This is a genomic window from Streptomyces sp. NPDC088923 (genome assembly GCF_044749745.1).
GTDB lineage: Bacteria > Actinomycetota > Actinomycetes > Streptomycetales > Streptomycetaceae > Streptomyces.
In genome coordinates this window covers 43,650-70,141 of the sequence record NZ_JBIVIO010000010.1, presented here as the reverse complement: position 1 = coordinate 70,141, position 26,492 = coordinate 43,650, and the positions used below count along the sequence as shown (strand labels likewise).

27 protein-coding genes are annotated in these 26,492 nt (G+C 71.6%); 19 read left to right on the top strand and 8 right to left on the bottom strand.

The annotated features are described in order from the left end of the window. Positions 1 to 9: 9 nt before the first annotated feature. Positions 10 to 267 (bottom strand): putative ATP-grasp-modified RiPP, encoded by a 258-nt coding sequence (gene tgmA / locus ACIP4O_RS27830; RefSeq protein ID WP_401578599.1) that lies wholly within the window; start codon positions 265 to 267, stop codon positions 10 to 12. A gap of 233 nt (positions 268 to 500) precedes the next feature. On the opposite strand from tgmA, the gene ACIP4O_RS27825 reads away from it, so the two are divergent. The 6 genes from ACIP4O_RS27825 to ACIP4O_RS27800 all read left to right on the top strand — a co-directional run bounded on the left by ACIP4O_RS27825 (position 501) and on the right by ACIP4O_RS27800 (position 3,497). After that, positions 501 to 752: a hypothetical protein gene (locus tag ACIP4O_RS27825; protein ID WP_401578597.1), complete on the top strand. Its 252-nt coding sequence runs from the start codon at positions 501 to 503 to the stop codon at positions 750 to 752. Continuing rightward, positions 733 to 1,260 (top strand): DUF6879 family protein, encoded by a 528-nt coding sequence (locus ACIP4O_RS27820; protein ID WP_401578595.1) that lies wholly within the window; start codon positions 733 to 735, stop codon positions 1,258 to 1,260. The genes ACIP4O_RS27825 and ACIP4O_RS27820 overlap by 20 nt, the downstream gene beginning before the upstream one ends. Before the next feature lie 22 nt (positions 1,261 to 1,282). Further along, positions 1,283 to 2,137: a helix-turn-helix domain-containing protein gene (locus tag ACIP4O_RS27815; RefSeq protein WP_401578593.1), complete on the top strand. Its 855-nt coding sequence runs from the start codon at positions 1,283 to 1,285 to the stop codon at positions 2,135 to 2,137. An 89-nt stretch (positions 2,138 to 2,226) separates the two neighbouring features. After that, a complete protein-coding gene (locus ACIP4O_RS27810; protein WP_401578591.1) occupies positions 2,227 to 3,048 on the top strand; it encodes a Scr1 family TA system antitoxin-like transcriptional regulator in 822 nt (273 codons plus the stop codon). Beyond that, on the top strand, positions 3,045 to 3,236 hold the full coding sequence (locus ACIP4O_RS27805; protein WP_401578589.1) for a DUF397 domain-containing protein: 192 nt from the start codon (positions 3,045 to 3,047) through the stop codon (positions 3,234 to 3,236). Before ACIP4O_RS27810 ends, ACIP4O_RS27805 begins: the two co-directional genes overlap by 4 nt. A gap of 81 nt (positions 3,237 to 3,317) precedes the next feature. Further along, positions 3,318 to 3,497, top strand: coding sequence for a DUF397 domain-containing protein (locus ACIP4O_RS27800; RefSeq protein ID WP_401578588.1), 180 nt, complete (start codon positions 3,318 to 3,320; stop codon positions 3,495 to 3,497). A 244-nt stretch (positions 3,498 to 3,741) separates the two neighbouring features. On the opposite strand, the gene ACIP4O_RS27795 is transcribed toward ACIP4O_RS27800, so the two are convergent. Further along, positions 3,742 to 4,692 carry an RNA polymerase sigma factor SigF gene (locus ACIP4O_RS27795; protein ID WP_401578835.1) on the bottom strand — a complete coding sequence of 317 codons (951 nt, stop codon included), beginning with the start codon at positions 4,690 to 4,692 and terminating at the stop codon, positions 3,742 to 3,744. 352 nt (positions 4,693 to 5,044) lie between these two features. Between ACIP4O_RS27795 and ACIP4O_RS27790 the strand changes: the two genes are divergently transcribed. Next, on the top strand, positions 5,045 to 5,413 hold the full coding sequence (locus ACIP4O_RS27790) for an STAS domain-containing protein (RefSeq protein ID WP_164291637.1): 369 nt from the start codon (positions 5,045 to 5,047) through the stop codon (positions 5,411 to 5,413). Between the two features lie 196 nt (positions 5,414 to 5,609). Beyond that, positions 5,610 to 6,134, top strand: a complete 525-nt coding sequence (locus ACIP4O_RS27785; RefSeq protein WP_401578585.1) for an ATP-binding protein — start codon at positions 5,610 to 5,612, stop codon at positions 6,132 to 6,134. A gap of 201 nt (positions 6,135 to 6,335) precedes the next feature. Here the strand turns inward: ACIP4O_RS27785 and ACIP4O_RS27780 are convergent, their stop codons facing one another. Then, positions 6,336 to 7,832 (bottom strand): peptide MFS transporter, encoded by a 1,497-nt coding sequence (locus ACIP4O_RS27780; RefSeq protein ID WP_401578584.1) that lies wholly within the window; start codon positions 7,830 to 7,832, stop codon positions 6,336 to 6,338. 553 nt (positions 7,833 to 8,385) lie between these two features. Here ACIP4O_RS27780 and ACIP4O_RS27775 point away from each other — a divergent pair. The 3 genes from ACIP4O_RS27775 to ACIP4O_RS27765 all read left to right on the top strand — a co-directional run bounded on the left by ACIP4O_RS27775 (position 8,386) and on the right by ACIP4O_RS27765 (position 12,037). Next, entirely contained in the window at positions 8,386 to 9,063 is a 678-nt protein-coding gene (locus ACIP4O_RS27775; RefSeq protein ID WP_010262370.1) for a response regulator transcription factor, read from the top strand. 251 nt (positions 9,064 to 9,314) lie between these two features. Continuing rightward, positions 9,315 to 10,595: a lipase family protein gene (locus ACIP4O_RS27770; protein WP_401578582.1), complete on the top strand. Its 1,281-nt coding sequence runs from the start codon at positions 9,315 to 9,317 to the stop codon at positions 10,593 to 10,595. 158 nt (positions 10,596 to 10,753) lie between these two features. After that, positions 10,754 to 12,037 carry an ATP-binding protein gene (locus ACIP4O_RS27765; protein ID WP_401578580.1) on the top strand — a complete coding sequence of 428 codons (1,284 nt, stop codon included), beginning with the start codon at positions 10,754 to 10,756 and terminating at the stop codon, positions 12,035 to 12,037. 38 nt (positions 12,038 to 12,075) lie between these two features. On the opposite strand, the gene ACIP4O_RS27760 is transcribed toward ACIP4O_RS27765, so the two are convergent. After that, complete coding sequence (locus tag ACIP4O_RS27760) at positions 12,076 to 12,714, bottom strand: GtrA family protein (protein ID WP_401578578.1); 639 nt, start codon at positions 12,712 to 12,714, stop codon at positions 12,076 to 12,078. A 111-nt stretch (positions 12,715 to 12,825) separates the two neighbouring features. On the opposite strand from ACIP4O_RS27760, the gene ACIP4O_RS27755 reads away from it, so the two are divergent. From ACIP4O_RS27755 to ACIP4O_RS27735, 5 genes are all read left to right on the top strand, one after another. Further along, complete coding sequence (locus ACIP4O_RS27755) at positions 12,826 to 13,965, top strand: 5-(carboxyamino)imidazole ribonucleotide synthase (protein WP_401578576.1); 1,140 nt, start codon at positions 12,826 to 12,828, stop codon at positions 13,963 to 13,965. A gap of 32 nt (positions 13,966 to 13,997) precedes the next feature. Further along, positions 13,998 to 14,501 carry a 5-(carboxyamino)imidazole ribonucleotide mutase gene (gene purE, locus ACIP4O_RS27750; RefSeq protein WP_401578833.1) on the top strand — a complete coding sequence of 168 codons (504 nt, stop codon included), beginning with the start codon at positions 13,998 to 14,000 and terminating at the stop codon, positions 14,499 to 14,501. A gap of 94 nt (positions 14,502 to 14,595) precedes the next feature. Beyond that, positions 14,596 to 15,807: a dipeptidase gene (locus tag ACIP4O_RS27745; RefSeq protein WP_401578574.1), complete on the top strand. Its 1,212-nt coding sequence runs from the start codon at positions 14,596 to 14,598 to the stop codon at positions 15,805 to 15,807. Positions 15,808 to 16,026: 219 nt separating this feature from the next. Then, a complete protein-coding gene (locus ACIP4O_RS27740; protein ID WP_401578572.1) occupies positions 16,027 to 17,184 on the top strand; it encodes a S1 family peptidase in 1,158 nt (385 codons plus the stop codon). A 175-nt stretch (positions 17,185 to 17,359) separates the two neighbouring features. After that, positions 17,360 to 18,475, top strand: a complete 1,116-nt coding sequence (locus ACIP4O_RS27735; protein ID WP_401578570.1) for a membrane dipeptidase — start codon at positions 17,360 to 17,362, stop codon at positions 18,473 to 18,475. Between the two features lie 76 nt (positions 18,476 to 18,551). On the opposite strand, the gene ACIP4O_RS27730 is transcribed toward ACIP4O_RS27735, so the two are convergent. After that, positions 18,552 to 19,910, bottom strand: a complete 1,359-nt coding sequence (locus tag ACIP4O_RS27730; protein ID WP_361328729.1) for a UDP-glucose/GDP-mannose dehydrogenase family protein — start codon at positions 19,908 to 19,910, stop codon at positions 18,552 to 18,554. Positions 19,911 to 20,281: 371 nt separating this feature from the next. On the opposite strand from ACIP4O_RS27730, the gene ACIP4O_RS27725 reads away from it, so the two are divergent. The 3 genes from ACIP4O_RS27725 to ACIP4O_RS27715 all read left to right on the top strand — a co-directional run bounded on the left by ACIP4O_RS27725 (position 20,282) and on the right by ACIP4O_RS27715 (position 23,137). Then, on the top strand, positions 20,282 to 21,388 hold the full coding sequence (locus ACIP4O_RS27725) for an acyl-CoA dehydrogenase family protein (RefSeq protein ID WP_401578831.1): 1,107 nt from the start codon (positions 20,282 to 20,284) through the stop codon (positions 21,386 to 21,388). Between the two features lie 161 nt (positions 21,389 to 21,549). Beyond that, positions 21,550 to 21,942: a hypothetical protein gene (locus ACIP4O_RS27720; protein ID WP_164289385.1), complete on the top strand. Its 393-nt coding sequence runs from the start codon at positions 21,550 to 21,552 to the stop codon at positions 21,940 to 21,942. Positions 21,943 to 22,039: 97 nt separating this feature from the next. Next, positions 22,040 to 23,137: a hypothetical protein gene (locus tag ACIP4O_RS27715; protein ID WP_401578568.1), complete on the top strand. Its 1,098-nt coding sequence runs from the start codon at positions 22,040 to 22,042 to the stop codon at positions 23,135 to 23,137. Positions 23,138 to 23,143: 6 nt separating this feature from the next. On the opposite strand, the gene ACIP4O_RS27710 is transcribed toward ACIP4O_RS27715, so the two are convergent. The 3 genes from ACIP4O_RS27710 to ACIP4O_RS27700 all read right to left on the bottom strand — a co-directional run bounded on the left by ACIP4O_RS27710 (position 23,144) and on the right by ACIP4O_RS27700 (position 26,379). Then, a complete protein-coding gene (locus tag ACIP4O_RS27710) occupies positions 23,144 to 23,962 on the bottom strand; it encodes an SAM-dependent methyltransferase (protein ID WP_401578566.1) in 819 nt (272 codons plus the stop codon). A gap of 55 nt (positions 23,963 to 24,017) precedes the next feature. Next, positions 24,018 to 24,851 (bottom strand): SAM-dependent methyltransferase, encoded by an 834-nt coding sequence (locus tag ACIP4O_RS27705; RefSeq protein ID WP_401578564.1) that lies wholly within the window; start codon positions 24,849 to 24,851, stop codon positions 24,018 to 24,020. A gap of 193 nt (positions 24,852 to 25,044) precedes the next feature. Next, positions 25,045 to 26,379: an LCP family protein gene (locus tag ACIP4O_RS27700; protein ID WP_401578562.1), complete on the bottom strand. Its 1,335-nt coding sequence runs from the start codon at positions 26,377 to 26,379 to the stop codon at positions 25,045 to 25,047. Positions 26,380 to 26,492: the final 113 nt, after the last annotated feature.

Sequence of the window (26,492 nt, the reverse complement as noted above, 5' to 3'; positions counted from 1 at the left end):
AGCGGCCCTTCAGTCCTGGTCGGTCGACTGGTCGTGGCCCTGGTCGTTGCCGTTCTGCCCATCGGGACTCGTGATCGTCGAGGTCTCCACCGCCGTGCCGGTCCCGTGCCCGCCCATCTCCACGACGTGGCCGAAGCAGTCGCGGGAGACGCCGAGTTGGCTTCGCGGGTCGATTTCGGTGCGGACGGCCGGGGCGACGGTCGTCGTGGGAAAGGGGCGCAGGCGAGTGGTTCCCCACGGGGGCGCGGGGTGCTGGGTGGAGGTCATGGGGTGCTCCCTCTCGGCGGGTGGACATCGTGTCGAGCGAGGCGGCGGTGAACACCGGGGTCGCCCGCAGACGACAGAAGGTAGAGCGCCGAGGCGCCGGACGGGAGAGCCAGTGCACGGATGTGCATCCATTAACTCGGCCTAGTGGTATGCGTGGTCGTCCCCTTGACCGCGAAGGCCCGCAGCGGGATCGTGGCGCACATATCCGCACCTGATGCGAGAGAGGTTCCGCCGTGGCCTTACAGTTCGTCGGCATCGACCCCAACACCGGTCAGAACGTCTCACCCACGGCGTGGGTGGACCGGGAGACCGGCGACGTGGTGCTCCAGAGTTACCGCGCGGACGAGAACACCCTCCAGGAGTGCGTCGAGAAGACCGCCCCAGGACACGCGAAGGGAATTCCGCCCCACGAGACGGTCATTCGCTTCCCCGCCCACCTGATCCCCCTGCTCCGGGAGGCGTGCGATGCCGCAGATCGACTTTAGGCAGCTGATGGACTCGGCCCGCACCTCCGCTGTGCACCTGGAGATGCGCGACGAGTACGGGGTGGGCGATGAGGCCGAGGACTTCGTCCACTGGCGTGCGACCGGTGAGCGGGACACGGACCCGGGTTCGGCGTACTGGACGCCGTGGGTCGAGCTGATCTCCCGGGCCCGCGCGCGCGGCGTGCGCGTCCGTCGCGCACGTGTCGTCTCGGAACCGGTCACCGAGTACATCCGCTACGAGCACGCAGGGACGGACGTCAACCTGCTCGCCGGCGAGGAAGTTCGCTGGCTTCCGCGGCCCCTGGCCGCCACGCTCCTTCTCCCCGGCGCGGACCTGTGGGTCTTCGACGGCCGTACCGTTCTCTTCAACCACTTCACGGGGAACGGCGAATGGGCCGCCCCCGACATGGAACTGTGCACCGATCCCGAGGTCGTCGAAGGATGCGTCGACGCCTTCGAGCGCGTCTGGGAGCGTGCAGTTCCCCACGACGAGTACAAGATCCGCTGACAGCACACTGGTAGGCCACCCCATGTCCGTGTCCCCCTCCTCGTCCGCCCAGTCCGCGCGCCAGAACGTCGCGCGCAGGCTCCGGGAACTGCGGCGCGAGGCGGGGCTCACGGTCGTGGGGCTGGCCGCCGAGTGCGGCTGGCACCATGCGAAGACGAGCCGCATCGAGAACGCGCGGACCCCACCCTCGCCGACGGACATCCGCCTGTGGTGCCGGGCCTGTGACGCGGCCCCACAGACGGACGACCTGATCGCGGCCTCCCTCCACGCCGAATCCCTCTACACCGAGTGGCGCCGCCGGGCGCGCACCGGGCTGCGTCAGCTGCAAGAGAGCTACGTGAGCCTCTTCCAGGCCACGAGTCTCTTCCGCGTGTACACCACGTTCCTCGTTCCCGGCCTGCTCCAGACCAAGGGATATGCCGAAGCCCTGCTCAGCACGAACGCGCGCCTGCTCGGCGTTTCCGACGACGGCGAAGAGGCGGCGGCCGTGCGGCTGGAACGCTCCCAGGTCGTGCACCGGCCCGGACGCCGACGTTTCGTCTTCCTCCTGGAAGAGGCCGCTCTGCGGTACCAGATCGGCGACGGGGACGCGATGGCGGCCCAGTTGGGGCACCTGCTCAGCGTCGGCGCGCTCCCCGCCGTCTCGCTCGGCATCATTCCCATGGCGACGCCGGCCCGCCCGGCATGGGTCCAGGAGACGTTCAGCGTGTACGACGACACGCTTGTCTCCGTCGAACTGCTCTCGGCCCAGGTGAACATCAACCAGCCGTCCGAAGTCGCGCTGTACCTGGCGGCGTTCGATGAGCTGCGCGGCATGGCGGTCTACGGGGCCGATGCCCGCACCCTGATCGTGCGCGCCATCGACGCTCTGCGATAGTGCGGGGAGCACGCCGTTAAAGGGCGGTTTGGTATTCAATAGGGGCCCTGGCTGTTGCAACTCCCCATCTGAAAAGGGAGGTTGAACGCGTGAGCGATTTTGAGCGCCGTGCGAAGGCGTCGAAGAAATTCGGTGTCTACACCCTGGCACTGCGCGAGCATTTGGGGCTCAGCCAAGCGGAGTTCGCCAAGCGCATGTTCTGCCATCAAACGCTCGTGTCGCGCGTCGAGACCGGCTCGGTCCCGGCCACTCCGGCGTTCGCCGCGCAGATGGACGTCGTGGCAGGTGCGCCCGGTGTGTACGCGGACAGGCATACGGAATTGTTCGGGGCCACCGATCCGGACTGGTTCAAGCCGTATGCGGAGCTGGAGGCGAAGGCTGTCGCCATAACGAACTACAGCCCCGTTCTGCTCATGGGCCTGCTCCAGACTCAGGAATACACGGCGGCCGTTTACCGTGCACGTTTCGCTTACGAGAGCGGTGAAGACATTCAGGCGCGCGTGGACCTGCGAGTGCGACGGCAGGAAGTGCTCGCGCGCGCCGATCCTCCGCGCCTGTGGGTCGTCGTCGGGGAAGGCGTGGTGCGCACGTGCGTCGGTGGTGGCGCGGTGATGGCGCGCCAGCTGAGGCACCTGATCGAGCTGAGCGAGCGGCCGGGGATCACGCTTCAGGTGCTGAGGGCGGACGACGGGGCTCCTCCCGCGCACTTGCCGTTCACGGTGGTCACAGATCCGGATGGATCCCAGTTCGTTTACGCTGAATCCCAGAACGGGGGTGGCACGGTGGATAGTTCTGCTGACGCGGTCAAGTCCGCCGTGTCGTTGTGTGATCATCTGCGCGAGAGCGCCATGTCGGGGGCGCAGTCGGCCGAGCTGTTCCAACGACTGGCGAAGCAAAGGGAATGCGAATGACGAACGAGCACGAGCACACCTGGGTGAAGAGCAGCTACAGCGGCGCTGACGGCGGAGACTGCGTGGAGGTGGCCGTCGGCGAGCGGACCATGCCCGTGCGGGACAGCAAGCGTGCGGACGGTGGTCCTATGATCGAGTTCGGTCGGCCGGCGTTCGCGCGCTTCCTGGCGAGTGTCCGCGAGGGCTGATATCACCGCCGATTCGTACCGGAAACCTCCGTGTCCTGGTACCGGGGACGGCGAGCGGTCGTCCAAACAAGGGGAAAGCGATTGGCGCACACATGGGTGAAGAGCAGCTACAGCGGCGCTGACGGTGGCAACTGCGTGGAGGTGGCCGTCGGCGAGCGGACCATGCCCGTGCGGGACAGCAAGCGTGCGGACGGCGGTCCCGTGATCGAGTTCGGGCGTGCGGCGTTCGCGCGGTTCCTCGGGAGCGTGCGCGAGGGCTGAGGCGATCGCGGGAGCCCGTCGTTTCCCGTCAGGGGGCGGCGGGCTCCGTCGTGTCCGCGCGGCGTGGCGGGCCGTGCGGATTCGGTGCCGAACGTGCTCGTTCCGTAAGGGAATTGCCCCGCGCGCATGTCTTTGGCACGTGCGGGCAGGGGATACACGGAGAGGCCCGTCCCGGGGGCGGGACGGGCCTCTCGCGCACTGCCGCAGCGCACGTGTTCAGATCAAAGCCGGAAAGAGCGTGGGCTCATTCCTCCAGCGTCAGCCCCTTGCGGAGCTTCGCGAGGGTCCGCGAGAGGAGGCGCGAGACGTGCATCTGGGAGATGCCCAGCTCCTCGCCGATCTCCGACTGCGTCATGTTCGCGACGAAGCGCAGCGAGAGGATCTTCCGGTCCCGCTGCGGGAGACGCGCGATCATCGGCTTCAGGGACTCGATGTACTCGATCCCCTCCAGGCCGTGGTCCTCGTAACCGAGCCGGTCGGCCAGCGCGCTCTCGCTGTCGTCCTCCTCGGGCTGCGCGTCCAGCGAGGAGGCGGTGTACGCGTTCGACGCCGCCATCCCCTCGATGACCTCCTCGCGCTCGATGCCGAGCTTGTCGGCCAGCTCCGAGGGGGTCGGGGCGCGGTCCAGGCGCTGTGCCAGCTCGTCCCCGGCCTTCGCCAGGTCGAGGCGCAGCTCCTGGAGCCGGCGCGGGACCCGCACCGACCACGAGGTGTCACGGAAGAAACGCTTGATCTCGCCGATGATCGTCGGCATCGCGAAGGTGGGGAACTCCACACCGCGCGAGAGCTCGAAGCGGTCGATCGCCTTGATCAGGCCGATCGTGCCGACCTGGACGATGTCCTCCATCGGCTCGCTGCGGGAGCGGAACCGTGAGGCGGCGAACTTCACCAGGGCGAGATTCAGCTCGACGAGCGTGTTGCGCACGTAGGAGTGGGCATGAGTGCCCTCGTCGAGGTCTTCGAGTCGTTCGAAAAGGTTCTTGGAAAGGGCCCGTGCGTCCAGCGGCCCCACCTCGTCGAAAGGCGGGATCTCCGGGAGATCCGCCAGTTCGGGTACGTCGGCGGGGGACCGGAAGGCCGAGGGGTCCAGGGCAAGGTCCCGCTTCGCCGCGTCCGTGGGACGAGGAGCGGGGATGGTCGACGTCGCCGGATTCGCCCGCGATGCGTCGAGCTGGGATGACATGATGTCCTCCATCGTTCTCGGCATATGGCTGCCGATGCCAATACGTGCACTGCGGTGTGCGGCGCCTCCAAAGCCGGCTTGTATCGAATGCGTCCTTCTAGCCCTACCCGCTCGCGCACAGTGACCGCAAGTCCGATGCGCGCCAAATGTCCCCTTTAGGGCGGATGTTCGGCTACCGGGAGGGCCGTCGAGGGCGTAGTGTTCGAGAACATCGGCGTACCTCTGCCCAGAACTCGCCCGCGCCTTCGTCGCGGAGGGTCAGTGCGGGTGGACGCCGGGTCAGCACACAGGCCGTGAGGCGCGAGGTGTTTCCACCACGCCGCCGCGCGGCCTGGTGGACGACGAGGCTCAGGAGACAGACGGCATGGACCGCGGGACGGTCGGCAGCGCGAACAGGGGACGGCTCCGCGTCGAGGTACGCGAAGAGGGCCCCTGGGTCGTGGTCGCGCTCGCCGGTGAACTGGATCACCACACCGCCGAATTGTTGCGTGAACCACTCGACAGCAAGCTCGACGCCGGCCGGGACCGGATCGTGCTGGACTGCTCCGAGCTGGAGTTCTGCGATTCCACGGGCCTCAACGTGCTGCTCGGCGCCCGGCTGCGGGCCGAGGCGGCGGGCGGCGGCATCCACCTCGCGGCCATGCAGCCGGTCGTCTCGCGGGTCTTCGAGATCACCGGCGCCGACGCCGTCTTCCAGGTGCACCCCACCCTCGCCGAGGCGCTCACCGGCTGAGCGCGCGGCGGGCGGCGGGTCACGATACGGGGGCGGGGAGTGATCCGCAGGTGTCCGCCGCTCGCTCTCGGGCAGGAGATCCCCGTGACCCCCGCAGCAGTCAGGACCCTCCTTACCGGGTCCCCGAGAGACTTGAAGTGTCGAAAGTGTGCACTGAGAACTGGCGAATCCGGCGATTCGGTGAGGTGAAGCACTGATGAGCACCACCCGGCCGCAACTGCCGGACGACCGTCCCGGTCAGGGCGGGCCCGGCGCCCGCGTGGGCGGCTCCGGTGGCGTACCCGCTTCCGGTGGCGTGTCCGCTCCCGGCGGCCGGCAGACCCGCAGCCTCGCCCTCGTGGGCGAGAGCGGCGTCGTGCCGATGGCGCGTGACTTCGCGCGGCAGGCGCTGCACGCCTGGGGCTGGCTGCCCGCCGACGGCGCGGACCGCAAGGCGGCGGCCGAGGACGTCCTCCTCGTCGTCTCCGAGCTGGTCACCAACGCGTGTCTCCACGCGGAGGGCCCGGAGGAACTCGTCCTCGGTACGGATGGCAAGACGCTGCGGATCGAGGTCGCCGACCTGGGAGCGGGGGAGCCGGAGCCGAGGCGTCCGCATCAGGCGGGGCGGCCGGGGGGGCACGGGATGTTCATCGTGCAGAGGCTTTCGGTGGACTGGGGGGTGGCGCGGGTGGAGGGCGTGCCGGGTAAGCGGGTCTGGGCGGAGGTGGCGGCCCCCGCCTAGGGGGAGGGCTCCTGGGGCTTCGCCCCGAGCCCGATCTCCTGGGGCTCCGCCCCAGACCCCGTGATTCGGGGCTCCGCCCCGGACCCCGCTCCTCAAACGCCGGAGGGGCTGGATTGTCGGGCACCCGCTCCTCAAACGCCGGAGGGGCTGGATCTCATGCGGTTCGCATGAGATCCAGCCCCTCCGGCGTTTTCGCGTCCGTCAGTGGACCTCGCCCATCTTCGTCCGTACCGTCCGCCGGTACATGAAGATCGCCGCTCCCGCGAGGGCTGCCAGGGTTGCCTGGGCTGCCACGATGCCCGAGCGGTCGAGGTTGACGCCCGCGAGGGACAGGAGGCTCGTCACGCTGTCTCCCGCCGTGACCGCGAGGAACCAGACGCCCATCATCTGGGAGCTGTACTTGGCGGGGGACATCTTCGTCGTCACCGAAAGTCCCACCGGGGACAGGCACAGCTCGCCGACCGTCTGCACGAAGTAGATCGCGACGAGCCACATCGGGCTCACGCGCTCGTCCGCCGTCGTGTCCAGGAGCGGGATCAGGAAGACGAAGAACGAGACGCCGATGAGGAAGAGCCCCGAGGCGAACTTCGTCGCCGTGCTCGGCTCCTTGCCGCGCCGGTTCAGCGCCAGCCAGATCCACGCCGTCACCGGTGCCAGCGCCATGATGAACACCGGGTTCACCGACTGGTACCACGAGGTCGGGAAGTCGAAGCCGAGGAGGTTGTTCGTGGTCCGCTCGTCGCCGAAGAGCGAGAGCGTCGAGCCGCCCTGGTCGTAGATCATCCAGAAGAGCGCGGCGGCGACGAAGAACCAGATGTACGCGGACATCTTCGACCGCTCCGCGCGGTCCAGTTCCTTGTCCCGCTTGATCCGCGCGAGCACCACCACCGGGATCACGAGCCCCGCGACGTTGATCGGGACCAGCGCCCAGTTGAGCGTGTACACCCCGGTCGCGACGAGCAGCCCGTACACGACCGCGGCGACGAGCGCCCACAGCAGGCCCTTGCGGATCGTCGCGAGCTTCTCCTCACGCGCCTGCGGCTTCGGCACGACACTGCTCTCGGGGCTCAGGTGCCGCGAACCGAGCAGGAACTGCCCGAGTCCGAGCGCCATGCCGACCGCCGCGAGGCCGAAGCCCAGGTGCCAGGACACGTTCTCGCCGACCGTGCCGATGATGAGCGGCGCGGCGAAGCTGCCGAGGTTGATGCCCATGTAGAAGACGGTGAAGCCACCGTCGCGGCGCGGGTCCTCCGGGCCCTTGTAGAGGTGCCCGACCATCGTCGAGATCGTCGACTTGAGCAGCCCCGAGCCGATCGCGACGAGCGCGAGCCCGCCGAAGAAGACGCCTTCTCCCGGCAGGGCGAGCAGCAGGTGGCCGCACATGATGACGCCCGCCGCGATCGCGGTCGTCCGGCGCGGACCCCACCAGCGGTCGGCGATCCAGCCGCCCGGCATCGCGAGCAGGTAGACCGTCGCGAGGTAGACGGAGTAGATCGCCGTGGCGGTGCCCGCGTTCATGTGCAGGCCGCCGGAGGAGACGAGATAGAGGGGCAGCAGGGCCCTCATGCCGTAGAAGCTGAAACGCTCCCACATCTCGGTCATGAAGAGGGTGGCCAGTCCGCGGGGGTGGCCGAAGAAGGTCTTTTCGCTACCGGCGGTGACGGTGCCGGTGGCGTCCTTCGTCAGGCTGGGCGCCATGGGTCGTTCCTTGCGTGGGGGAAGGCCGGCACCGGTACGCACCCTTCCTCCCACGTCCGACGCGGTCGCCGCGCCCATAGGGGGAGCGCGACGAGAGAGTGGGGGGGCGCACCAGGAACCACGCCCCGAGTGCTTCCTCGCACCCGGAGCCCGGCCACAGGTCATTGACGAGTCGCGGCGGGCCCGCGTGGGGTGCGGGAGACCGATACGACGAGGACCTTCGGGTGCGGCAGGCACCTGCGAAGGTCCGTGATCCGTGCGTCAGACGTTTACTCAGCCTAAAGCACCCGCCGGGTTCCCCGTGCGGAATGAGGCATCGATCACAGGTGAGGAAGGGAACGGGAGAGCGAGATCACGGGTGATGGGGCGTCAGTGGCTTCGTTTCGACGGGTGGGGGAGGGGGGTGGCACGGGGGCGGGGCGCGCCGCCGTACGCGGCTGACACAGCCGTACGACAGCGCGCGCACAAGCCGCGTCCCCGGCGGTGGGCCGGACGGCGCCCGGCCTTCGGTGAGGGCCCGCCCGGGGGTCCGCGCGCGGTCTACCATCAGGGCATGACCCGTGTACTGCTCGCCGAGGATGACGCGTCCATCTCAGAGCCGCTGGCCCGTGCCCTGCGGCGCGAGGGCTATGAGGTGGAGGTGCGCGAGGACGGGCCCGCCGCCTTGGAGGCCGGCATGCAGGGTGCCATCGACCTCGTCGTACTCGACCTCGGCCTGCCGGGCATGGACGGCCTGGAGGTGGCCCGCAGGCTCCGCGCCGAAGGACTCCCCGTACCGATCCTGATCCTCACCGCGCGCGCCGACGAGGTCGACACCGTCGTGGGGCTCGACGCCGGCGCCGACGACTACGTCACCAAGCCCTTCCGCCTCGCCGAACTCCTCGCCCGCGTCCGGGCCCTCCTGCGGCGCGGTGCCGGTGAGGCCAAGGAGGCCCCCGCGACGCACGGCGTCCGCATCGACGTCGAATCGCACCGGGCGTGGATGGGCGACGAGGAACTTCAGCTCACCGCGAAGGAGTTCGACCTCCTCCGCGTGCTCGTCCGCGACGCGGGCCGCGTCGTCACGCGGGACCAGCTCATGCGGGAGGTCTGGGACACGACGTGGTGGTCCTCGACGAAGACGCTGGACATGCACATCTCGTGGCTGCGGAAGAAGCTCGGGGACGACGCGGCGAATCCGCGGTACATCGCGACGGTGCGGGGGGTGGGGTTCCGGTTCGAGAAGAGCTGAGGCCCTCCGGGGGGTTCACGGGGGATCGGCCTGCGGCCTCTTTTGTCCTCAAGCGCCGGACGGGCTGAGATGTGGGCTTGTGTGGTGGGGGTGGGATCGGCCTTTGGCCTTTGTCCTCAAGCGCCGGACGGGCTGAGATTTGGGCTTGTGCGGTGGGAGGCGGTTTCACTTCTTGCCCCTTTTGGTCCCTTTTTGTCGCCTTGAGGGGCTTCGCGACCTAGCGTGAGCGCTAGTCGGCGAAGGGGTGTGCTGTGGGTGTCAGCAAGGGGATCGTGCGGGCGGTCGGGCTCTGTGTGGCCGGGGGGCTCGTGGCCTCGTGCGGGGCGGTGACCAGCACGTCGAGCGCGGGGACCGCCTCGCCCAGCCCCAGCGGCTCCGCCTCGGCCGGCGTCGCCTCGTTCTACACGTACCCCGCCGCGCGGACCATCAGGGGCAAGGCGGCCGGCGAGGTCTTCGCGAGCGAGCCCCTGGAGGTCACGCCCGGTCTCGCGGAGGCCGCCGCGAGCGCGAAGCGGATCATGTACCGCTCGGACGGCGAGAAGGACGAGCCCCTCGCCGTCACCGGCTTCGCGCTCACCCCGAAGGGCACCCCGCCCAAGGACGGCTGGCCCGTCGTGGCCTGGGCGCACGGCACCGCGGGGGTCGGCCCGGACTGCGCGCCCTCGCGGGCGGCCAACCTCTACCCCGCCCCGGACGACCAGTACGAGAAGCTGATCACGAACCTCCTGCGCGGCGGCTACGCGGTCGTCGGCACCGACTACCCCGACCTCGGCTTCCCGGGCCGGGTCCACGGCTACCTCCAGCTCCGGCCCGAGAGCAACTCCGTCGTCGACAGCGTGCGCGCCGCCCGGCACCTCGACTCCGCACTCGGTAAGCGGTGGTTCTCCGTCGGGCACTCGCAGGGCGGCGCCGCCGCGCTCGGGGCGGGCGAGATCGCGGCGAAGCGGGCGAGCGACCTGAAGTACCTCGGCACCGTCTCACTGGCCCCCGCGAGCAACCTCGGGGACGCCGTGGGCGCGCTCGCGAAGCTCAAGCCGCCGTACCCGCGGGGCTGGGGCGGCGCCGCCGCGTACCTCACGTACCTCGGTATCGGCGCCCAGCGCTCGACGCCGTCCGTCGCGTACTCCGACCTGCTGCCGCCCCGCCTCGTCCGGCAGATCCCGGCGGCCGAGCGGCTGTGCCTCGCGCCGCTGAGCGAGCACCTCGAAGGGCTCGACCCGCAGCCGCCCGCCCTCGTCAACGCCGACTGGGGCAGGAGCGAGGCCCTGCGCGACTTCTTCGCCCAGGCCCAGCCCGCCCACGCCAAGTCGGCGGGCCCGGTCCTCCTGCTCCAGGGCGGCGAGGACACGACCGTCGCCCCGAAGCTCACGGAGAAGCTGAAGGGGCAGCTCTGCGGGCTGAAGGACACGGTCCAGTACAAGACGTACGCGAACGCGGATCACGGCGGGCTGCTGAACGAGTCCTTCCAGGACCTGGCGGCCTGGCTCAGCGCGAGGGCGAACGGCAGGAAAGCGGTCAGTGATTGCGGGTGAACGTCCTCCTTCGGCGGGTGGGAAACCCAGCCCCTCAGGGGTCCCCCGACCGAAAGGCCGGGGAGACCGAGGAGCGGGGTCCGGGGCGGCGTCGCGGGAGTGGGCGCACCCTGCGCTGACAGGGCACCCCCGAACCGCCGACCTGCCAGGATGGCACCATGCGTCGCCGTCTCATCACGTCCACCCTCGCCGTCGTCCTCGTCGTCATCGCCGTCTTCGGTCTCTCGCTCGTCATCGTGGAGACCCGGACGATCACCAACAGCGCGCAGGAGCGGGTGGACTCCGAGGCCGTGCGGCTCGTGTCGATCGTGGACAGCAGGCTGATCGCCGAGGAGCAGATCACTTCCGAGATCCTGCGCGATCAGGTCGAGGAGGGACGCTACGCGGTCGTACGGCTGCGCCATCGCGCGCCCATCGAGATCGGGAGCAAGCCCCGCGGGGATGTCATCAAGGCGACCGAGCGCGGCGAGGCGGGCGAGTCGGTGACCGTGGAGGAGCCGCGCTCGGAGGTGACGCGCGAGGTCGGCCGCACGCTCATGATCATCGGCCTCGTCGCGCTCCTCGCGATCATCGCCGCGGCGCTCCTCGCCATCCGGCAGGGCAACCGCCTCGCGGCGCCGCTCACCGACCTCGCCGAGACCGCCGAGCGCCTCGGCTCGGGTGATCCGCGCCCGCGCCACAAGCGGTACGGGGTGCCCGAGCTGGACCGGATCGCGGAGGTGCTCGACGGCTCGGCCGAGCGCATCGCGCGGATGCTCACCGCCGAGCGCCGCCTCGCCGCCGACGCCTCGCACCAGCTCCGTACCCCCCTGACCGCGCTGTCGATGCGCCTGGAGGAGATCACCCTCACGGAGGACATCGACACCGTGCAGGAGGAGGCGAACATCGCGATCAACCAGGTCGAGCGCCTCACCGCCGTCGTCGAGCGGCTGCTCACGAACTCCCGCGACCCGCGCAACGGCTCCGCCGTGCCCTTCGAGCTGGACGAGGTCGTCAAGCAGCAGGTCGAGGAGTGGCTGCCCGCCTACCGGGGCGCGGGCCGTGCCATCGTCCGCTCGGGCCCCCGCCACCTGCGCGCCGTCGGCACCCCGGGCGCGGTCGCGCAGGTGCTCGCCGCGCTCATCGAGAACTCGCTCATGCACGGCGGCGGTACGGTCGCGCTGCGCACCCGCGCGGTCGGCAACCAGGCCGTCATCGAGGTCACGGACGAGGGTCCGGGGGTGCCGCCCGACCTCGGCGCGCGCATCTTCGAGCGCACGATCTCGGGCCGGAACTCGACCGGCATCGGCCTCGCCGTCGCCCGCGACCTCGCCGAGGCGGACGGCGGCCGGCTCGAACTCCTCCAGGGCAAGCCGCCCGTCTTCGCGCTCTTCCTCTCGCGCACCCGCCCCCGCAAGCCGAGCCCGGGCGAGGAGGGCGGACAGACGCCGACGGTGCGCTGAGGCACGGGTGCCCTCCCGGGCCGGTACGGCGGAAGGGCTCAGTCCACGTGCACGCGGCGGGGCTTGCGGTGCCTGCCCTGGCCCTGGCGCTCGGGGGCGGGCGTGCGATGTGCGACGACGGGGGCCGGTTGCGGGGCGCGGTGCGGTCCCCCGTACGGGCCGTGGTGGCCGCCCGGGTGCGTGAACGCCGCCTCCGCCTCGCGGACGGCCGCCGTCACCTCGCGCACCGTCTCCTGGTCGTTCGGCGGCAGCGCGCGGAAGACCCAGCTGCGGTAGGACCAGAAGCGGAAGAGCGTCGCGACGCCGATGCCGCAGAACTTCACGACGTTCGTCTGGAGCGGGGTGTCGAAGCCGAGGCCGTACGTGCCCGCGTAGAGCACCCCGTTCTCGATGACGAGCCCGATCGCGCTGAAGAACGCGAAGAGCCCCAGCTCCCGCTTGCGCCCCGACTTGTCCCGGTCGCGGTAGGTGAAGTAGCGGAACCCGATGTAGTTGAAGACGATCGAGATGATCGTGGCGATGACGCTCGCGCGCACGTAGGCGAGCGAGGTGAAGTGCCGTACGAGGTTGTAGGCGGCCATGTTCACGAGCACGCCCGCGCCGCCGACCGCGCCGAATTTCGCCAGCTCCGCGACGATGCGTCTCAGCCGCGAGGGCGGGGCACTGGCGTTCGTCATAAGGCGTTTGTCCCCAGGAGACGGGTAAGGACGGTCCCGGCCATGCTAGGCGCTGCGGCCGCCGGGCGCCCGGCCACCGGGTGGACCAGCAAGAACGGATAGGCTGGGGAGGTGACATTCCCCGTAGTCGGCATGGTCGGCGGTGGTCAGCTCGCGCGTATGACGCACGAGGCGGGCATCCCGCTCGGCATCACGTTCAAGCTGCTCAGCGATACCCCGCAGGACTCGGCCGCCCTCGTGGCGCACGAGGTCGTCGTCGGGGATTACCACGATCTCGATGTGCTCCGCGACTTCGCGCGCGGCTGCGACGTGATCACCTTCGATCACGAGCACGTCCCCACCGAGCACCTGCGCGCCCTGGAGGCCGAGGGCATCCCGGTCCGTCCGGGGCCCGCCGCGCTCGTGTACGCGCAGGACAAGGGCCTCATGCGCGCCCGCCTCAGCGAGCTCGGCGTCCCGTGCCCCCGGCACCGCCTCGTCGCCGATCCGGCGGACGTGACGAAGTTCGCCGAGGAGGGCGAGGGCTACCCCGTCGTCCTCAAGACGACGCGCGGCGGCTACGACGGCAAGGGCGTGTGGGTCGTCGGCTCCGAGGCGGAGGCCGCCGAGCCCTTCCGCGCCGGGGTCCGCGTCCTCGCCGAGGAGAAGGTCGACTACGTACGGGAGCTGGCCGCGAACGTCGTGCGCTCCCCGCACGGGCAGGCCGTCGCGTATCCCGTCGTCGAGTCGCAGCAGGTCGACGGCGTGTGCGACACCGTGATCGCCCCCGCGCCCGGCCTGGACGAGGAGCTGTCCGGGATCGCGCAGGAGATGGCGCTGCGGATCGCCAACGAGCTGGGTGTCATCGGGCACCTCGCGGTCGAGCTGTTCGAGACGCTTGATGGCCGCGTCCTCGTCAACGAGCTGGCCATGCGGCCGCACAACTCCGGGCACTGGACGCAGGACGGCGCGGCGACCTCGCAGTTCGCCAACCACCTGCGGGCCGTGCTCGACCTCCCGCTCGGCGACCCGCGCCCGCGCCAGCCGTGGACGGTCATGGTCAACGTGCTCGGCGGCGACTTCCCCGACATGTACAGCGCGTACCTGCACTGCATGGCCCGCGACCCCGGGCTGAAGATCCACATGTACGCGAAGGGCGTGAAGCCCGGCCGCAAGGTCGGCCACGTGAACACCTACGGCGAGGACCTGCCCGAGGTCCTGGAGCGCGCGCGGCACGCGGCCGGCTACCTGCGAGGGACGATCACAGAGTGAGCACCACCGCCCAGCCCCTCGTGGGCATCGTCATGGGTTCCGACTCCGACTGGCCCGTCATGGAGGCCGCGGCGAAGGCGCTCGACGAGTTCGCGATCCCCTACGAGGTCGACGTCGTCTCGGCGCACCGGATGCCGCGCGAGATGATCGCGTACGGCGAGGACGCGGCCGACCGGGGCCTCAAGGCGATCATCGCGGGGGCGGGGGGCGCGGCGCACCTGCCCGGGATGCTCGCCTCCGTGACGCCGCTGCCGGTCATCGGCGTGCCCGTGCCACTCAAGTACCTCGACGGCATGGACTCGCTGCTCTCCATCGTGCAGATGCCCGCCGGAGTGCCCGTCGCGACCGTCTCGGTCGGCGGCGCGCGCAACGCGGGCCTCCTCGCGGCCCGCGTCCTCGCGGCGCACGACCCCGAGCTGCTCGCCCGGATGCGCGACTTCCAGCAGGACCTGAACGCGCAGGCCACGGAGAAGGGCAAGCGGCTGCGGACGAAGGCAGCGCAGAACGCGAGCGGGGGCTTCGGGTTCGGGGGCTGAGGCCCGGCGTACGTTCTTCCTCGTACGTCACGGGGGTGACGCCGCGTTCCGCGCGGGGCCGCCCCCGTCCCCCTTTCGGAGAAGAGGTCCCGCCTTGGCCACCCCCCAGCCCTCCCCCGCCCGGCTCGAAGAAGCCCGCGCGCTGCTCGCCAACGCCCCGGTCGTCGACGGGCACAACGACCTGCCGTGGGCCCTGCGCGAGCAGGTGCGGTACGACCTCGGGCGGCTCGACATCGCCGAGGACCAGCGCGGCAGCCTCCACACGGACCTCGCGCGGCTGAGCGCGGGGGGCGTCGGCGGGCAGTTCTGGTCGGTGTACGTGCCGGCCGAACTGGCCGGGGACGAGGCCGTCGCCGCGACGCTCGAACAGATCGACTGCGTGGACCAGCTCATCGCCCGCTACCCCGAGCGGCTCGCCGAGGCACGCACCGCCGACGACATGGAGGCCGCCCGCGCATCGGGCCGGATCGCCTCGCTCAAGGGCGCCGAGGGCGGCCACTCGATCGCCAACTCGCTCGGCACGCTGCGGGCGTTGTACGCGCTCGGCGTCCGGTACATGACGCTCACGCACAACAGCAACACCGACTGGGCCGACTCCGCGACCGACGAGCCCGCTCACGACGGGCTCACGCGCTTCGGCGTCGAGGTCGTGCGCGAGATGAACCGGCTGGGGATGCTCGTCGACCTCTCGCACGTCGCCCCCGCGACGATGCGCGCCGCGCTGGACGCGAGCGAGGCCCCGGTGATCTTCTCGCACTCCTCCGCGCTGGCCGTCTGCGACCACGTGCGCAACATCCCGGACGACGTCCTGGAGCGGCTGCCCGCCAACGGCGGCGTCGCGATGGCCACGTTCGTCCCGAAGTTCATCCTCCCCGAGGCGGGGGAGTGGACGCTGCGCGCCGACGAGAACCTGCGCGCCCGGGGCTTCCACCACCTCGACACGACGCCCGCCGCGATGGCGGCGCACCGCGCCTTCGAGGAGGCCAACCCCCGCCCCTTCGCGACCGCTTCGACCGTCGCCGACCACCTCGACCACATGCGCGAGGTCGCCGGGATCGACCACCTCGGCATCGGCGGCGACTACGACGGCACCGCCTTCACGCCGAAGGACCTCGACGACGTCGCCGGTTACCCGAACCTCGTCGCCGAACTCCTCACCCGCGGCTGGTCCGAGGCCGATCTCGCCAAGCTCACCTGGTCCAACGCGGTCCGCGTCCTGCGCGAGGCCGAGATCGCCGCGAAGGAGATCCAGCGCGGGCGCGGCCCGTCCAACGCGACGATCGAAGAGCTGGACGGCGGGAAGTAGCAGTATCCGCACGGGGGTTGGGGCTGCCGCATCCCCAACCCCCGCCATTCGGCTTCTTGTTGAAACTTGTCGCGGAACCGGACACGAACCAACAGTGGCGAACATTGGTCTATGCCTGGCCTGTTCGGCGTGCCTACTCTCGTCAATGCGGCGCCCCCACAGCGTCGGGGCGTCGTTGTTCCACCCCCACTCCTGGAACAACGAGAGGCCGTCACCCCCATGCATCGCAGACCCGTCATACGCATCGCCCTGTCCACGCTCGCCCTCCTGGGAGGTCTCGGCGTCGCCGCCGGGGCCACCGGTACCGCCCAGGCGGACAGCAGGCCCGAAAAGCCCGCCTCTGCAGGGCTGTTGACCGCCCTGCAGAAGGACTTCCACCTCACCGCGCAGCAGGCCGAGACCCGGCTCGCCGCCGAGAAGCAGGCCGCGAAGACCGACCGCGCGGCCCGCAAGGCTGCGGGCTCCGCCTTCGCCGGCTCCTGGTTCGACGCGAAGAAGGGCACGCTCACCGTCGCGCTCACCGGCACCCGTACCGCCGACGCCGTCCGCTCCACCGGCGCTCAGGTCCGCACCGACGCGCGGCACAGCGAGTCCCAACTCGTCGCTGTGAAGCGGGAGATCGACTCCATCAAGGCGCCCACCTCGGTCACCGGCTGGCGCGTGGACCCGCGCACCAACCGCGTCGTCGTGGACGTCCTGGCCAAGGACCGCTCCGACAAGGCCGTCCGCGCCTTCCTCGCCAAGGCCGAGGCCGCCGGACCCGTCGCCGTCCACGCCGTCGAGGGCGCCCCCGAGAAGCCCCGCCCGCTCGCGGCCGGAACGGTCGGCGGCGACCCCTTCTACACCGGCAACGTCCGCTGTTCCATCGGCTTCTCGGTCGTCGGCGGCTTCGTCACCGCCGGGCACTGCGGACAGCCGGGACAGGCCGTCTACGGCTGGGACAACAGCTACATCGGCAACATCCAGGGCTCGACCTTCCCCGGCGACGACATGGCCTGGGTGAACGTCGGCAGCGGCTGGTGGACGACCCCCGTCGTGCTCGGCTGGGGCACCGTCTCCGACCAGCTCGTGCGCGGCTCCAACGTGGCCCCGGTCGGCAGCTCGATCTGCCGCTCCGGCTCGACCTCGCACTGGCACTGCGGCACCGTCCTCGGCCTCAACGAGACCATCAACTACGCGAACGGACCGGTCTACCAGGCCACCCACACCAACGTCTGCGCCGAACCCGGCGACTCCGGCGGCGCGTTCATCAGCGGCGACCAGGCGCAGGGCGTGACGTCCGGCGGCTTCGGCAACTGCACGAGCGGCGGCGAGACGTGGTTCCAGCCGGTCAACGAGATCCTCGGCCGGTACGGGCTGACGCTCGTCACCTCGTGACGCCCCGCGACGGGCACTGAGACCCGGGTACGGGGCGGGGGCGGCCGGCGGCCCCCGCCCCGTACCGTCACCCGATCGGCCGCTCCGGCGTGAAGGGCGGCGGGCCCCGTGGCACGGTGGGCGCACCATCCCCGTACCACCGCCCCCGTACCCGAGCGAGCACCGGAGCCCTTCCATGGCGCACCTGCGGGACGACGCCCTCCCCGACGACCCCTTCCCCGAAGGCACCGACCCGCTCGGCGGCGACGCCACCGCGCCGCGCTCCGCGCCCGAGGACATCGCGGCCCTGCTCGCCGCCCACCCGGTCGCCGACGGCTACAGCGGGCTCGCCTGGACGCTGCGCCACCTGCCCTGGTGCGAGTTGGAACTCGGCGACAGCGCGCTCGGCGCCGACATACCCCGACTGCGGTCCGGCGGGGTCGGCGCGCAGTTCTGGTCGCTCAAGGTGCCGGGGGACGAGGGCGCGAGCCTCACCCGCACCCTCGAACAACTCGACTTCGCGCGCGCGGTCGTCGCCGCGCACCCCGGGGCCCTGCGCCTCGCCCGCACCTCCTACGACGTCGCCGACGCGCACGGCCGCGGCCGGATCGCCGTCGTCCCCGGCCCCGCCGACGCGCGCGGCATCGACGACTCGCTCGCGAACCTGCGCACCCTCGCGGAACTCGGCGTCCGCTCCCTGACCCTCGCGGGGGCCCGCTGGGCGGGCGAGGAGGGGCTGAGCGTCTTCGGGACCGAGGTCGTACGGGAGGCGAACCGCCTCGGGACGCTGCTCGACCTCACCGGCGCACCCGCCGCCGTCGTCACGCGCGTCCTCGACATCTCGCGCGCGCCCTCGCTCCTGCGCGCCGGAGCCGCCGCCGTCCGCGCGCACGCGGGCAACGCGCCGGACCCGGTGCTCGCCGCGCTCGGCGCAGCGGGCGGCCTGTGCCTCGTCCCGCTCACCGAGCCGCTGACCGGCCCCGCGCTCACCGACACGGCCGACCACATCGACCACGTCCGCGCCGTCGCGGGCCCCGGCGCGGTCGCCCTGTGCGGGGCCCACGACACGGGCGAACCCCACCCCGAGGGCCTCACCGACCCCACCGGCTACCCGCCGCTGCTCACCGAACTGCGCGCCCGCGGCTGGAGCGACACCGAACTGGCCGCGCTCACCTGGGAGAACGTCGTCCGCGTCCTGAAGGAGGCGGACGAGACGGCAAGAGCGACGAGCGCGAGACGCGGCCCGAGCACGGCGAGGCTGGAGGAGCGGGACGAGCTGACGCCGAGGGCGGTGCCGGGACTGGGGTTGTGACGTGCAAGGGTCAGGCCAAATGAGCCCCTCCGGCGTTTGAGGAGCGGGGGTCCGGGGCGGAGCCCCGGGAGGCCACTCAGGCGTTCGGCCGCCCCATCGCCCGGTACGTCCACCCGGCCTCCCGCCACCGCTCCGCGGAGAGCACGTTCCGCCCGTCCAGCAGCACCTTCCGCTGCACGACCTCACCCATCTCCGCCGGATCGATCTCCCGGTACTCCCCCCACTCCGTGAGGTGGAGCACCACGTCCGCCCCCCGCACCGCGTCCAGCGCCGTGTCCGCGTACCCCAGCGTCGGGAAGACGCGCGCCGCGTTCGCCATCGCGCGCGGGTCGTGCACCGTGACCTGGCCGCCCTGGAGGTGGATCTGCCCCGCGACGTTCAGCGCGGGCGAGTCCCGTACGTCGTCGGAGTCCGGCTTGAAGGCCGCGCCGAGCACCCCGACCCGCACGCCGAGGAAGGAACCGCCCACGGTCTCGCGCGCGAGGTCCACCATCTGCGCGCGGCGGCGCATGTTGATCGAGTCGATCTCGCGCAGGAAGGTCAGCGCCTGGTCGGCGCCGAGTTCGCCCGCGCGGGCCATGAAGGCGCGGATGTCCTTGGGCAGGCAGCCGCCGCCGAAGCCGATCCCGGCGCGCAGGAACTTCCGCCCGATACGGGCGTCGTAGCCGATGGCCTCGGCGAGCTGCGAGACGTCGCCCCCCGCGGCCTCGCACACCTCGGCCATCGCGTTGATGAAGGAGATCTTCGTGGCGAGGAAGGAGTTCGCGGAGACCTTCACCAGCTCGGCGGTCGCGTAGTCCGTGACGAGGAAGGGCGTGCCCTCCGCGATCGGGCCCGCGTACACCGTACGGAGCAGTTCCTCGGACTCCTCGTCGCGCACCCCGACGACGAGCCGGTCGGGGTGGAGGGTGTCCTCGACGGCGAAGCCCTCGCGCAGGAACTCCGGGTTCCACGCGAGCCGCGCGCCCTCGCCCGCCGGGGCCAGCTCCGCGAGTCGCGCCGCGAGGCGCTCGGCCGAGCCCACGGGGACCGTCGACTTGCCGACGACGAGCGCCGGGCGGGTGAGCAGCGGCGCCAGCGACTCGACGGCGCTGTCCACGTAACTCATGTCGCAGGCGAGGTCGCCCTGCCGCTGCGGGGTGTTGACGCACACGAAGTGGACGTCGCCGAAGTCGGCGATCTCCTCCCAGGAGCTCGTGAACCGCAGCCGCTTGGTGGAGCCGTCGAGCCCCGCGACGTGCTTGCGGAGCACCTCTTCGAGGCCCGGCTCGTACATCGGGGTCTCGCCGCGCGAGAGCGACTCGATCTTCTCCGGCACGACGTCGATGCCGAGCACGTCGAAGCCCAGCTCCGCCATGGACGCCGCGTGCGTGGCACCGAGATAGCCGAGACCGATGACGGTGATCCGGGGGGACTGGACCGGCGGCTGGCTCATGGACGGCTCCTGTGCGACGGGGATACGTGGCGGGGCTGCGTACGCGCCGCCGGAGCGGCCGACCGGCGGGTCGCGCGGGCGCCTCCCCGGCGGATGCCGAGCATAGTCGGCGGGTGCCGGAGCGCTTCGGGGGCGCGGCCGGGAACGCGCGCGGGCTGTCGGAAAGGTCACTCAAGGTGCGCGTTCCGTAGGCGCGGCAGGCTTCGCGGCCTATCATTCGGAACCGTAGGTTACTAACCGGTAATGAGCGTGCGGGGAAACTCCCGGGGCCCTTCGCGGCACCCCCCGGGACCGTTCGCGCCGGGCCGTTCGAGAAGGAGACCAGCACCGTGTCCGACTTCGACCTGTACCGTCCGGCCGAGGAGCACGACATGCTCCGCGAGACGGTCCGCGCCCTCGCCGAGGCGAAGATCGGCCCGCACGCCGCCGAGGTGGACGAGCAGGGCCGCTTCCCGCAGGAGGCGCGCGACGCGCTCACCGCCGCCGACCTGCACGCCGTGCACGTGCCCGAGACCTACGGCGGCGCCGGGGCCGACGCCCTCGCGACCGTCATCGTCATCGAGGAGGTCGCCCGCGTCTGCGCCTCCTCCTCGCTCATCCCGGCCGTCAACAAGCTCGGCTCGCTGCCCGTCGTCATCTCCGGCTCCGAGGAGCTGAAGGCGAAGTACCTGGGGCCGCTCGCCAAGGGCGACGCGATGTTCTCGTACGCGCTCAGCGAGCCCGACGCGGGTTCGGACGCGGCCGGGATGAAGACGAAGGCCGTGCGCGACGGTGACTTCTGGGTCCTCAACGGCGTCAAGCGCTGGATCACCAACGCGGGCGTCTCCGAGTTCTACACGGTCATGGCCGTGACCGACCCGACCAAGCGCAGCAAGGGCATCTCCGCGTTCGTCGTCGAGAAGGGCGACGAGGGTGTCTCCTTCGGCGCCCCGGAGAAGAAGCTCGGCATCAAGGGCTCGCCCACGCGCGAGGTCTACTTCGACAACGTCCGTATCCCGGCCGACCGCATGATCGGCGCCGAGGGCACCGGCTTCGCGACCGCGATGAAGACGCTCGACCACACCCGCATCACCATCGCCGCGCAGGCTCTCGGCATCGCGCAGGGCGCGCTCGACTACGCCAAGGGCTACGTCCAGGAGCGCAAGCAGTTCGGCAAGGCCATCGCGGACTTCCAGGGCATCCAGTTCATGCTCGCGGACATGGCCATGAAGATCTCCGCCGCCCGCGCCCTCACCTACCAGGCCGCCGCCGCCTCCGAGCGCGGCGACGCCGACCTCACCTACCAGGGCGCGGCGGCGAAGTGCTTCGCCTCGGACGTCGCGATGGAGGTCACGACGGACGCCGTCCAGCTCCTCGGCGGCTACGGCTACACGCGCGACTACCCGGTCGAGCGCATGATGCGCGACGCGAAGATCACCCAGATCTACGAGGGCACCAACCAGGTCCAGCGCATCGTCATGGCCCGCAACCTGCCGTAACGCGCCGGGCGCGGGGTACGGAGCGACGCCGGGCGCCCTGCCCCGCGCCCCCGCCCGCGCCCCCCTCGCGCCCCCGAGTCGCGCCGCGACCCGTGACCCCCGCCCGTCCCCGCCCGTTGTGCTCTGCGTCCGCCCCCCACCCCTGAGAGGGACCCAGACACATGAAGCACGACAAGCTCGCCAAGGCAGTCTTCGCCGCCGGTGCCGTCCTCGCCGCCGGTGCCGCCGCCACCGGCACCGCCTCCGCCGCCGCGCCCACCGACGCGCTCGGCGCCCTGCCCCTCGGCTCCGTCACCGGCGCCCTGCCGGTGGGCGACGTGGCCGGGCAGGTCGCCTCCGGCGAGATCACGGAGAACCCGCTGGAGAACGAGACGGTCGCCGGTGCCGTCCACTCCGTCGAGCAGACCGGTGGTCAGCTCGCGGGCCAGGTCCAGCAGGCCCGCGCGGGCGGCCAGGGCCAGGGCAACGCCCCGATGGTCGGCGGCCTCCCCGCCGCCGGGCTCCTCGGCGGCCTCCCGGTCGGCGGCCTCCTCGGCGGCCTGCCGATCGGCTGAGCCCCACCCCGTGGCGGCGCTCCCGCCGCACCCGCCCCGCTCCCCGCACCCACCGGGGGAGTGGGGCCCTCGTCGTCCCGTACGCCTGGAGGTCCCCATGGACGACCCCTCCGACCGGTACACCGCCCTCGCCCGGCACGAGGAGCGAGTACGGCACGAGGAACGGCGCCGCCGCGAGGCCAGGGCCGCCGCCATACGGCGTGCCGCCGACGAGGCGTGCCGTCCCGCCGCCGTCCGCCGCCCGCGCCCCACCGACACGCTCGTCCCGCCGCGCCCGCACTCCGGCGAGACCCCGCACGTCCCGGGCCCCCGGCCCCGCGCGCTCAGCCTCGACGACTTCGCCGAGTCCGCGATGGCCGTCGTACGCCCCGTACCCGGCCAGGAGGTCGATCTCGACCTGCGCCTCGGCCCGTCACCCGCCCTCGAAGCCCTGGCCGCCCCGCCACCGGCTCGCGAAGCCCCGGCCGCCCCGCCGCCGGCCGCGCCCGCGAGTGCCCCGCCCGCCGACTGGCGTGCCGCGCTGCGCCCCGCCACGGTGCTCGACGCGGCGACGGCGGGGCCGTGGACCGCGTACGGGGTCAGTACGCGCGGGACACCGGGACGCCCCCGCACCGACGCGCTCGCCCTCGCCCCGTACGGCCCCGGGCTCCTCCTCGCCCTCGCGAGCGGACCCGCCGCCGAGGACGCCTGCGCGGCCGTCTACCGGCACGCCCTGCGCACCGCGCCCGCGCTCCACGAGGCCCTGCGCACGCGCGACGCCGAAAGGTACCGGCGGCTCGGCGAGGAGAGCACGCGCGCCTGTGCGGCGGTCCTCGCCGACACGGCCGTACGGCACGGGACGTCGCCCGCCGACCACACCCTGCGCCTCCTCCACGTCCCCGTGGACGACCCGGGGGCACCGTGCGGGCTCGTGGTGCTGGGCGCCTCCCCCGGCTCCGGCGGCGGTACGGCCGTCCTGCGCCCCGGCGGCGACTGGTACGAGACCCCCGCCACCGCCGCCCGCCTCCTCGAAGGCCCGCACCCGGGCGGTGCCCTGCTCCTCACGACCGGCCGCCTGCCCGCCGCCCCGGCCACCCGCGCCCGGCTCGCGGCGGCGTGGGCACCGGGACCACCGCCGACCGGGCCCGTCTCGCTCCTCGGCCAACCGCTCGGCGGGGCGGGGGACATGACGGCCGTGGTGCTGTGGCGGCGCTGAGGCGGGTCAGGGCTTGCGGGCGACCGCCGCGTATCCGGAGCTGAAGGTGCCCTCGCCCGCCGGTACCACCTCGCCCAGCTCGGGGTGCCAGTCCTCCAGCACCACGACGCCCGGATCGAGGAGTTCCAGGCCGTCGAAGAAGGCGGTGAAGCGGGCCCGGTCGCGCAACTCCATCGTCATGGCACCCGACTTGTAGAAACCGGTGACCCCGCTCGCCATGTCCTTCGGGGCGAAGTCGCCCGTCAGGTTCGAGAGCGTCAGGTAACTCCCGGGCGCGAGCGCCGAGACGAGCCGCTCCACCAGAGCGCCCGCCCCGTCCTCGTCGCTGAGGAAGTGCAGCAGCGCGATGAGCGACAGCGCGACGGGTTCGCCGAAGTCCAGCGTCCTCGCCGCCCGTTCGATGATCGTGTCCGCGTCGCGGGCGTCGGCCTGGACGAAGTCGACGGAGCCCTGCGGGGTGCTGTCGAGCAGCGCGCCCGCGTGGGCGAGCACGATGGGGTCGTTGTCGCAGTAGACGACGCGTGCCCCGGGCACCGCCTCCTGCGCGATGCGGTGGAGGTTCGGCTCGGTGGGTATCCCCGTGCCGATGTCCAGGTACTGCCGCACGCCGCGTTCGGCGAGCCAGCGCGTCGAGCGGTGCATGAAGGCGCGGTTCTGCCGTGCCGCCAGGGGGATGCCGGGCGCGATGGCGAGGAGCTTGCGCCCCAGCTCCTCGTCCACCGGGTAGTTGTCCTTGCCGCCCAGGTACCAGTCGTAGAGGCGGGCGGGGTGCGGGCGGGTGGTGTCGATGACGGGAGAGGGGGTGTCAGGGGTCGCTTCGGCCACAACGTTCTCCAAGTCGCCAGCAGGGTGGGGGAATCGGGGGGAGCGCGCCGCGGGATCAGGGCTTGCGCGCCACCGCCGAGTAACCGGCCTTGACGACGTTCTCCTCGCCGGGGACCGGCTCACCGAGTTCGGGGTGCCACTCGCCCTCGGAGACGATGCCGGGCTCGACGAACTCCAGGCCCGCGAAGAACTTCACGAACTCCGCGCGCGGGCGCGGGTGGAGCGAGGCCGTGCCCGACTGGTAGAGGCTGCCGACCTGCTCGGCCTTCTCGGGCTGGAAGTCGGCGGTCACGTGCGAGAGCACGAGGTAACTCCCGGGCGCCAGGAGGTCGACGAGCCCCGAGACGATCTCGTGGGCACCGGCCTCTGTCCCGGTGCCGTCCCCGTTCCCGACGAAGTGGAGCAGCGCGATGAGCGAGAGGGCCACCGGCTTGCTGAAGTCGAGCGACTTGGAGGCCCGTTCGACGATCGCCGCGCTGTCGCGGACGTCGGCCTGCACGTAGTCGACACAACCCTCGGGGTGGCTGCGCAGCAGCGCCTCGGCGTGCGCGAGGACGATCGGGTCGTTGTCGCAGTAGACGACCCGGGCGTCGGGCGCGACCCCCTGCGCCACCTGGTGGAGGTTGGGCGAGGTGGGGATGCCCGTGCCGATGTCGAGGAACTGCCGTATTCCCTGCGAGGCGAGCCACCGCGTGGCCCGCCGCATGAACTCCCGGTTCATCCGGGCGAGTACGGGGACGTTGGGCTCGATGGCGAGGACCTTGCGCCCCATCTCCTCGTCGACGGGGTAGTTGTCCTTGCCGCCGAGGAACCAGTCGTACATGCGGGCCGGGTGGGGGCGGGTCGTGTCGATGTAGGGGGAGGGGGTGTTCGGGGCCGCTTCGCTCATGCCGCTGCTCTCCAAGTCACGCTTCTGCCGTCATGTAGCAGCGAGAATATGCGAGTTGTGGCAGGTGCGCAGGGCGGGGCGGTGGGCTGGGCGGGAGCCGCGCCGGGGCGGCCCGCGCCCGTTGGGCCGGGAACGGCGCGGCGGGGCGCCCCGGACCCGTAGGTGCCGGAACGCCCCGCCGTGAAGGGCCCGTTCAGTTGCCCGAGACCGTGACCTTGTCGTCGTTCTTCAGCTCGTTGACGAGCTGTTTGACCTTCGGCATGTCCCAGGCCAGGTTGCCGCCGACGCTGCCCGAGATCGGCATGTTCATCTGCTTGCCGTCGCCGCCCGTGACGCCCTTCATCGCCCAGAACATCGACACGAGGTTCCACAGGCTCATGTCCTTGTCCACGACGAGCGAGCCGAGACCCGAGCCCATCACGGGGTAGAGCTTGAAGGGGTTGAGGACCGTGCTCGGGGTCGCGACCTGGTGGGCGAGCGCCGCGAGGAACTTCTGCTGGTTCTTCGTGCGGTCGAGGTCGCTGCCGGGCAGCGCGTACCGGGTGCGGACGAAGGCGAGGGCCTGCTCGCCGTTGAGGGTCTGCTTCCCGGCCTTGAAGTCGGCGCCCGACTTCTCGTCCTTGAAGCCCTTCGGGATGTCCATCTCGACGCCCCCGACCGCGTCCACGATGCTCGCGAAGCCGCCGAAGCCGATCTCCGCGTAGTGGTCGATGTGCAGCCCGGTGTTGTACTCGACGGTCCGCACGAGGAGCTCGGGGCCGTCGAAGGCGTACGCCGCGTTCAGCTTGTTCGCGCCGCGCGCCGGGTACATCTTGCCCGAGTCCGAGCCCTTGAAGGACGGGATCGTGACGTTCGAGTCGCGGGGCAGCGAGATCATCGTGGTCCCGTTGTCGCCCGTGTGCAGGATCATCATCGAGTCGGTGCGCTTGCCCTCGGCGGAGCCGGTGTGCAGGCGCTTCTTGTCCTCCTTGGACATTCCCTCGCGGCTGTCGGAGCCGACGATGAGGTAGTTGGTGCCCTTGCCCTCGTCGGGGCGGTCGATGACCTTGGAGAGGTCCACCTCGCGGCGGATCTTGCCGTCGGCCCAGAAGTACGTCGAGACGGTCGTCACGACGAGCGCGGCCACCACGACGATCGCGGTCCACTTGATCCGCTTGCGCCAGTTCGGCGCGGGGCGCGCCGGGCGGCCCTGTGCCGGGCCGCCGGGGCCGCCGGGGTGCTGCGGTCCGCCGGGCGAGCCGTAGACCTGCCCGGTGTTGTAGCCGCTGTCGTACTCGCCGTAGCCGTCCTGGTACGGGCCCTGCCGCTGCCCGTACTGGTCCGGCGGCGGGTACTGGCCGCCCTGCTGCCCGTACTGCTGCTGCGGGGGAACGGGAGCAGGACCCCCGGGCTGCCCGGTCCCTCCGGGCCCGCCGCGCCGCACGTGCGGCATCGAGCGGGCACCCTCGGGCTGCGCCTCGGCGCTCCCGCGCCCGTATCCCCGGCTGTCGGATCGCTCCCCGTCCCAGCTCTGCGGCCTCTCGTTCATGTGACAAGTCTGCCGCCCCCGGGGGCTCGCCATACAGGGCGGGGAAGGAATCGGAGCGGGCCTGTTGCAGAGCTGATGCAAAAGCGGGGGTGACCCGGCGGACATAAAGTGGA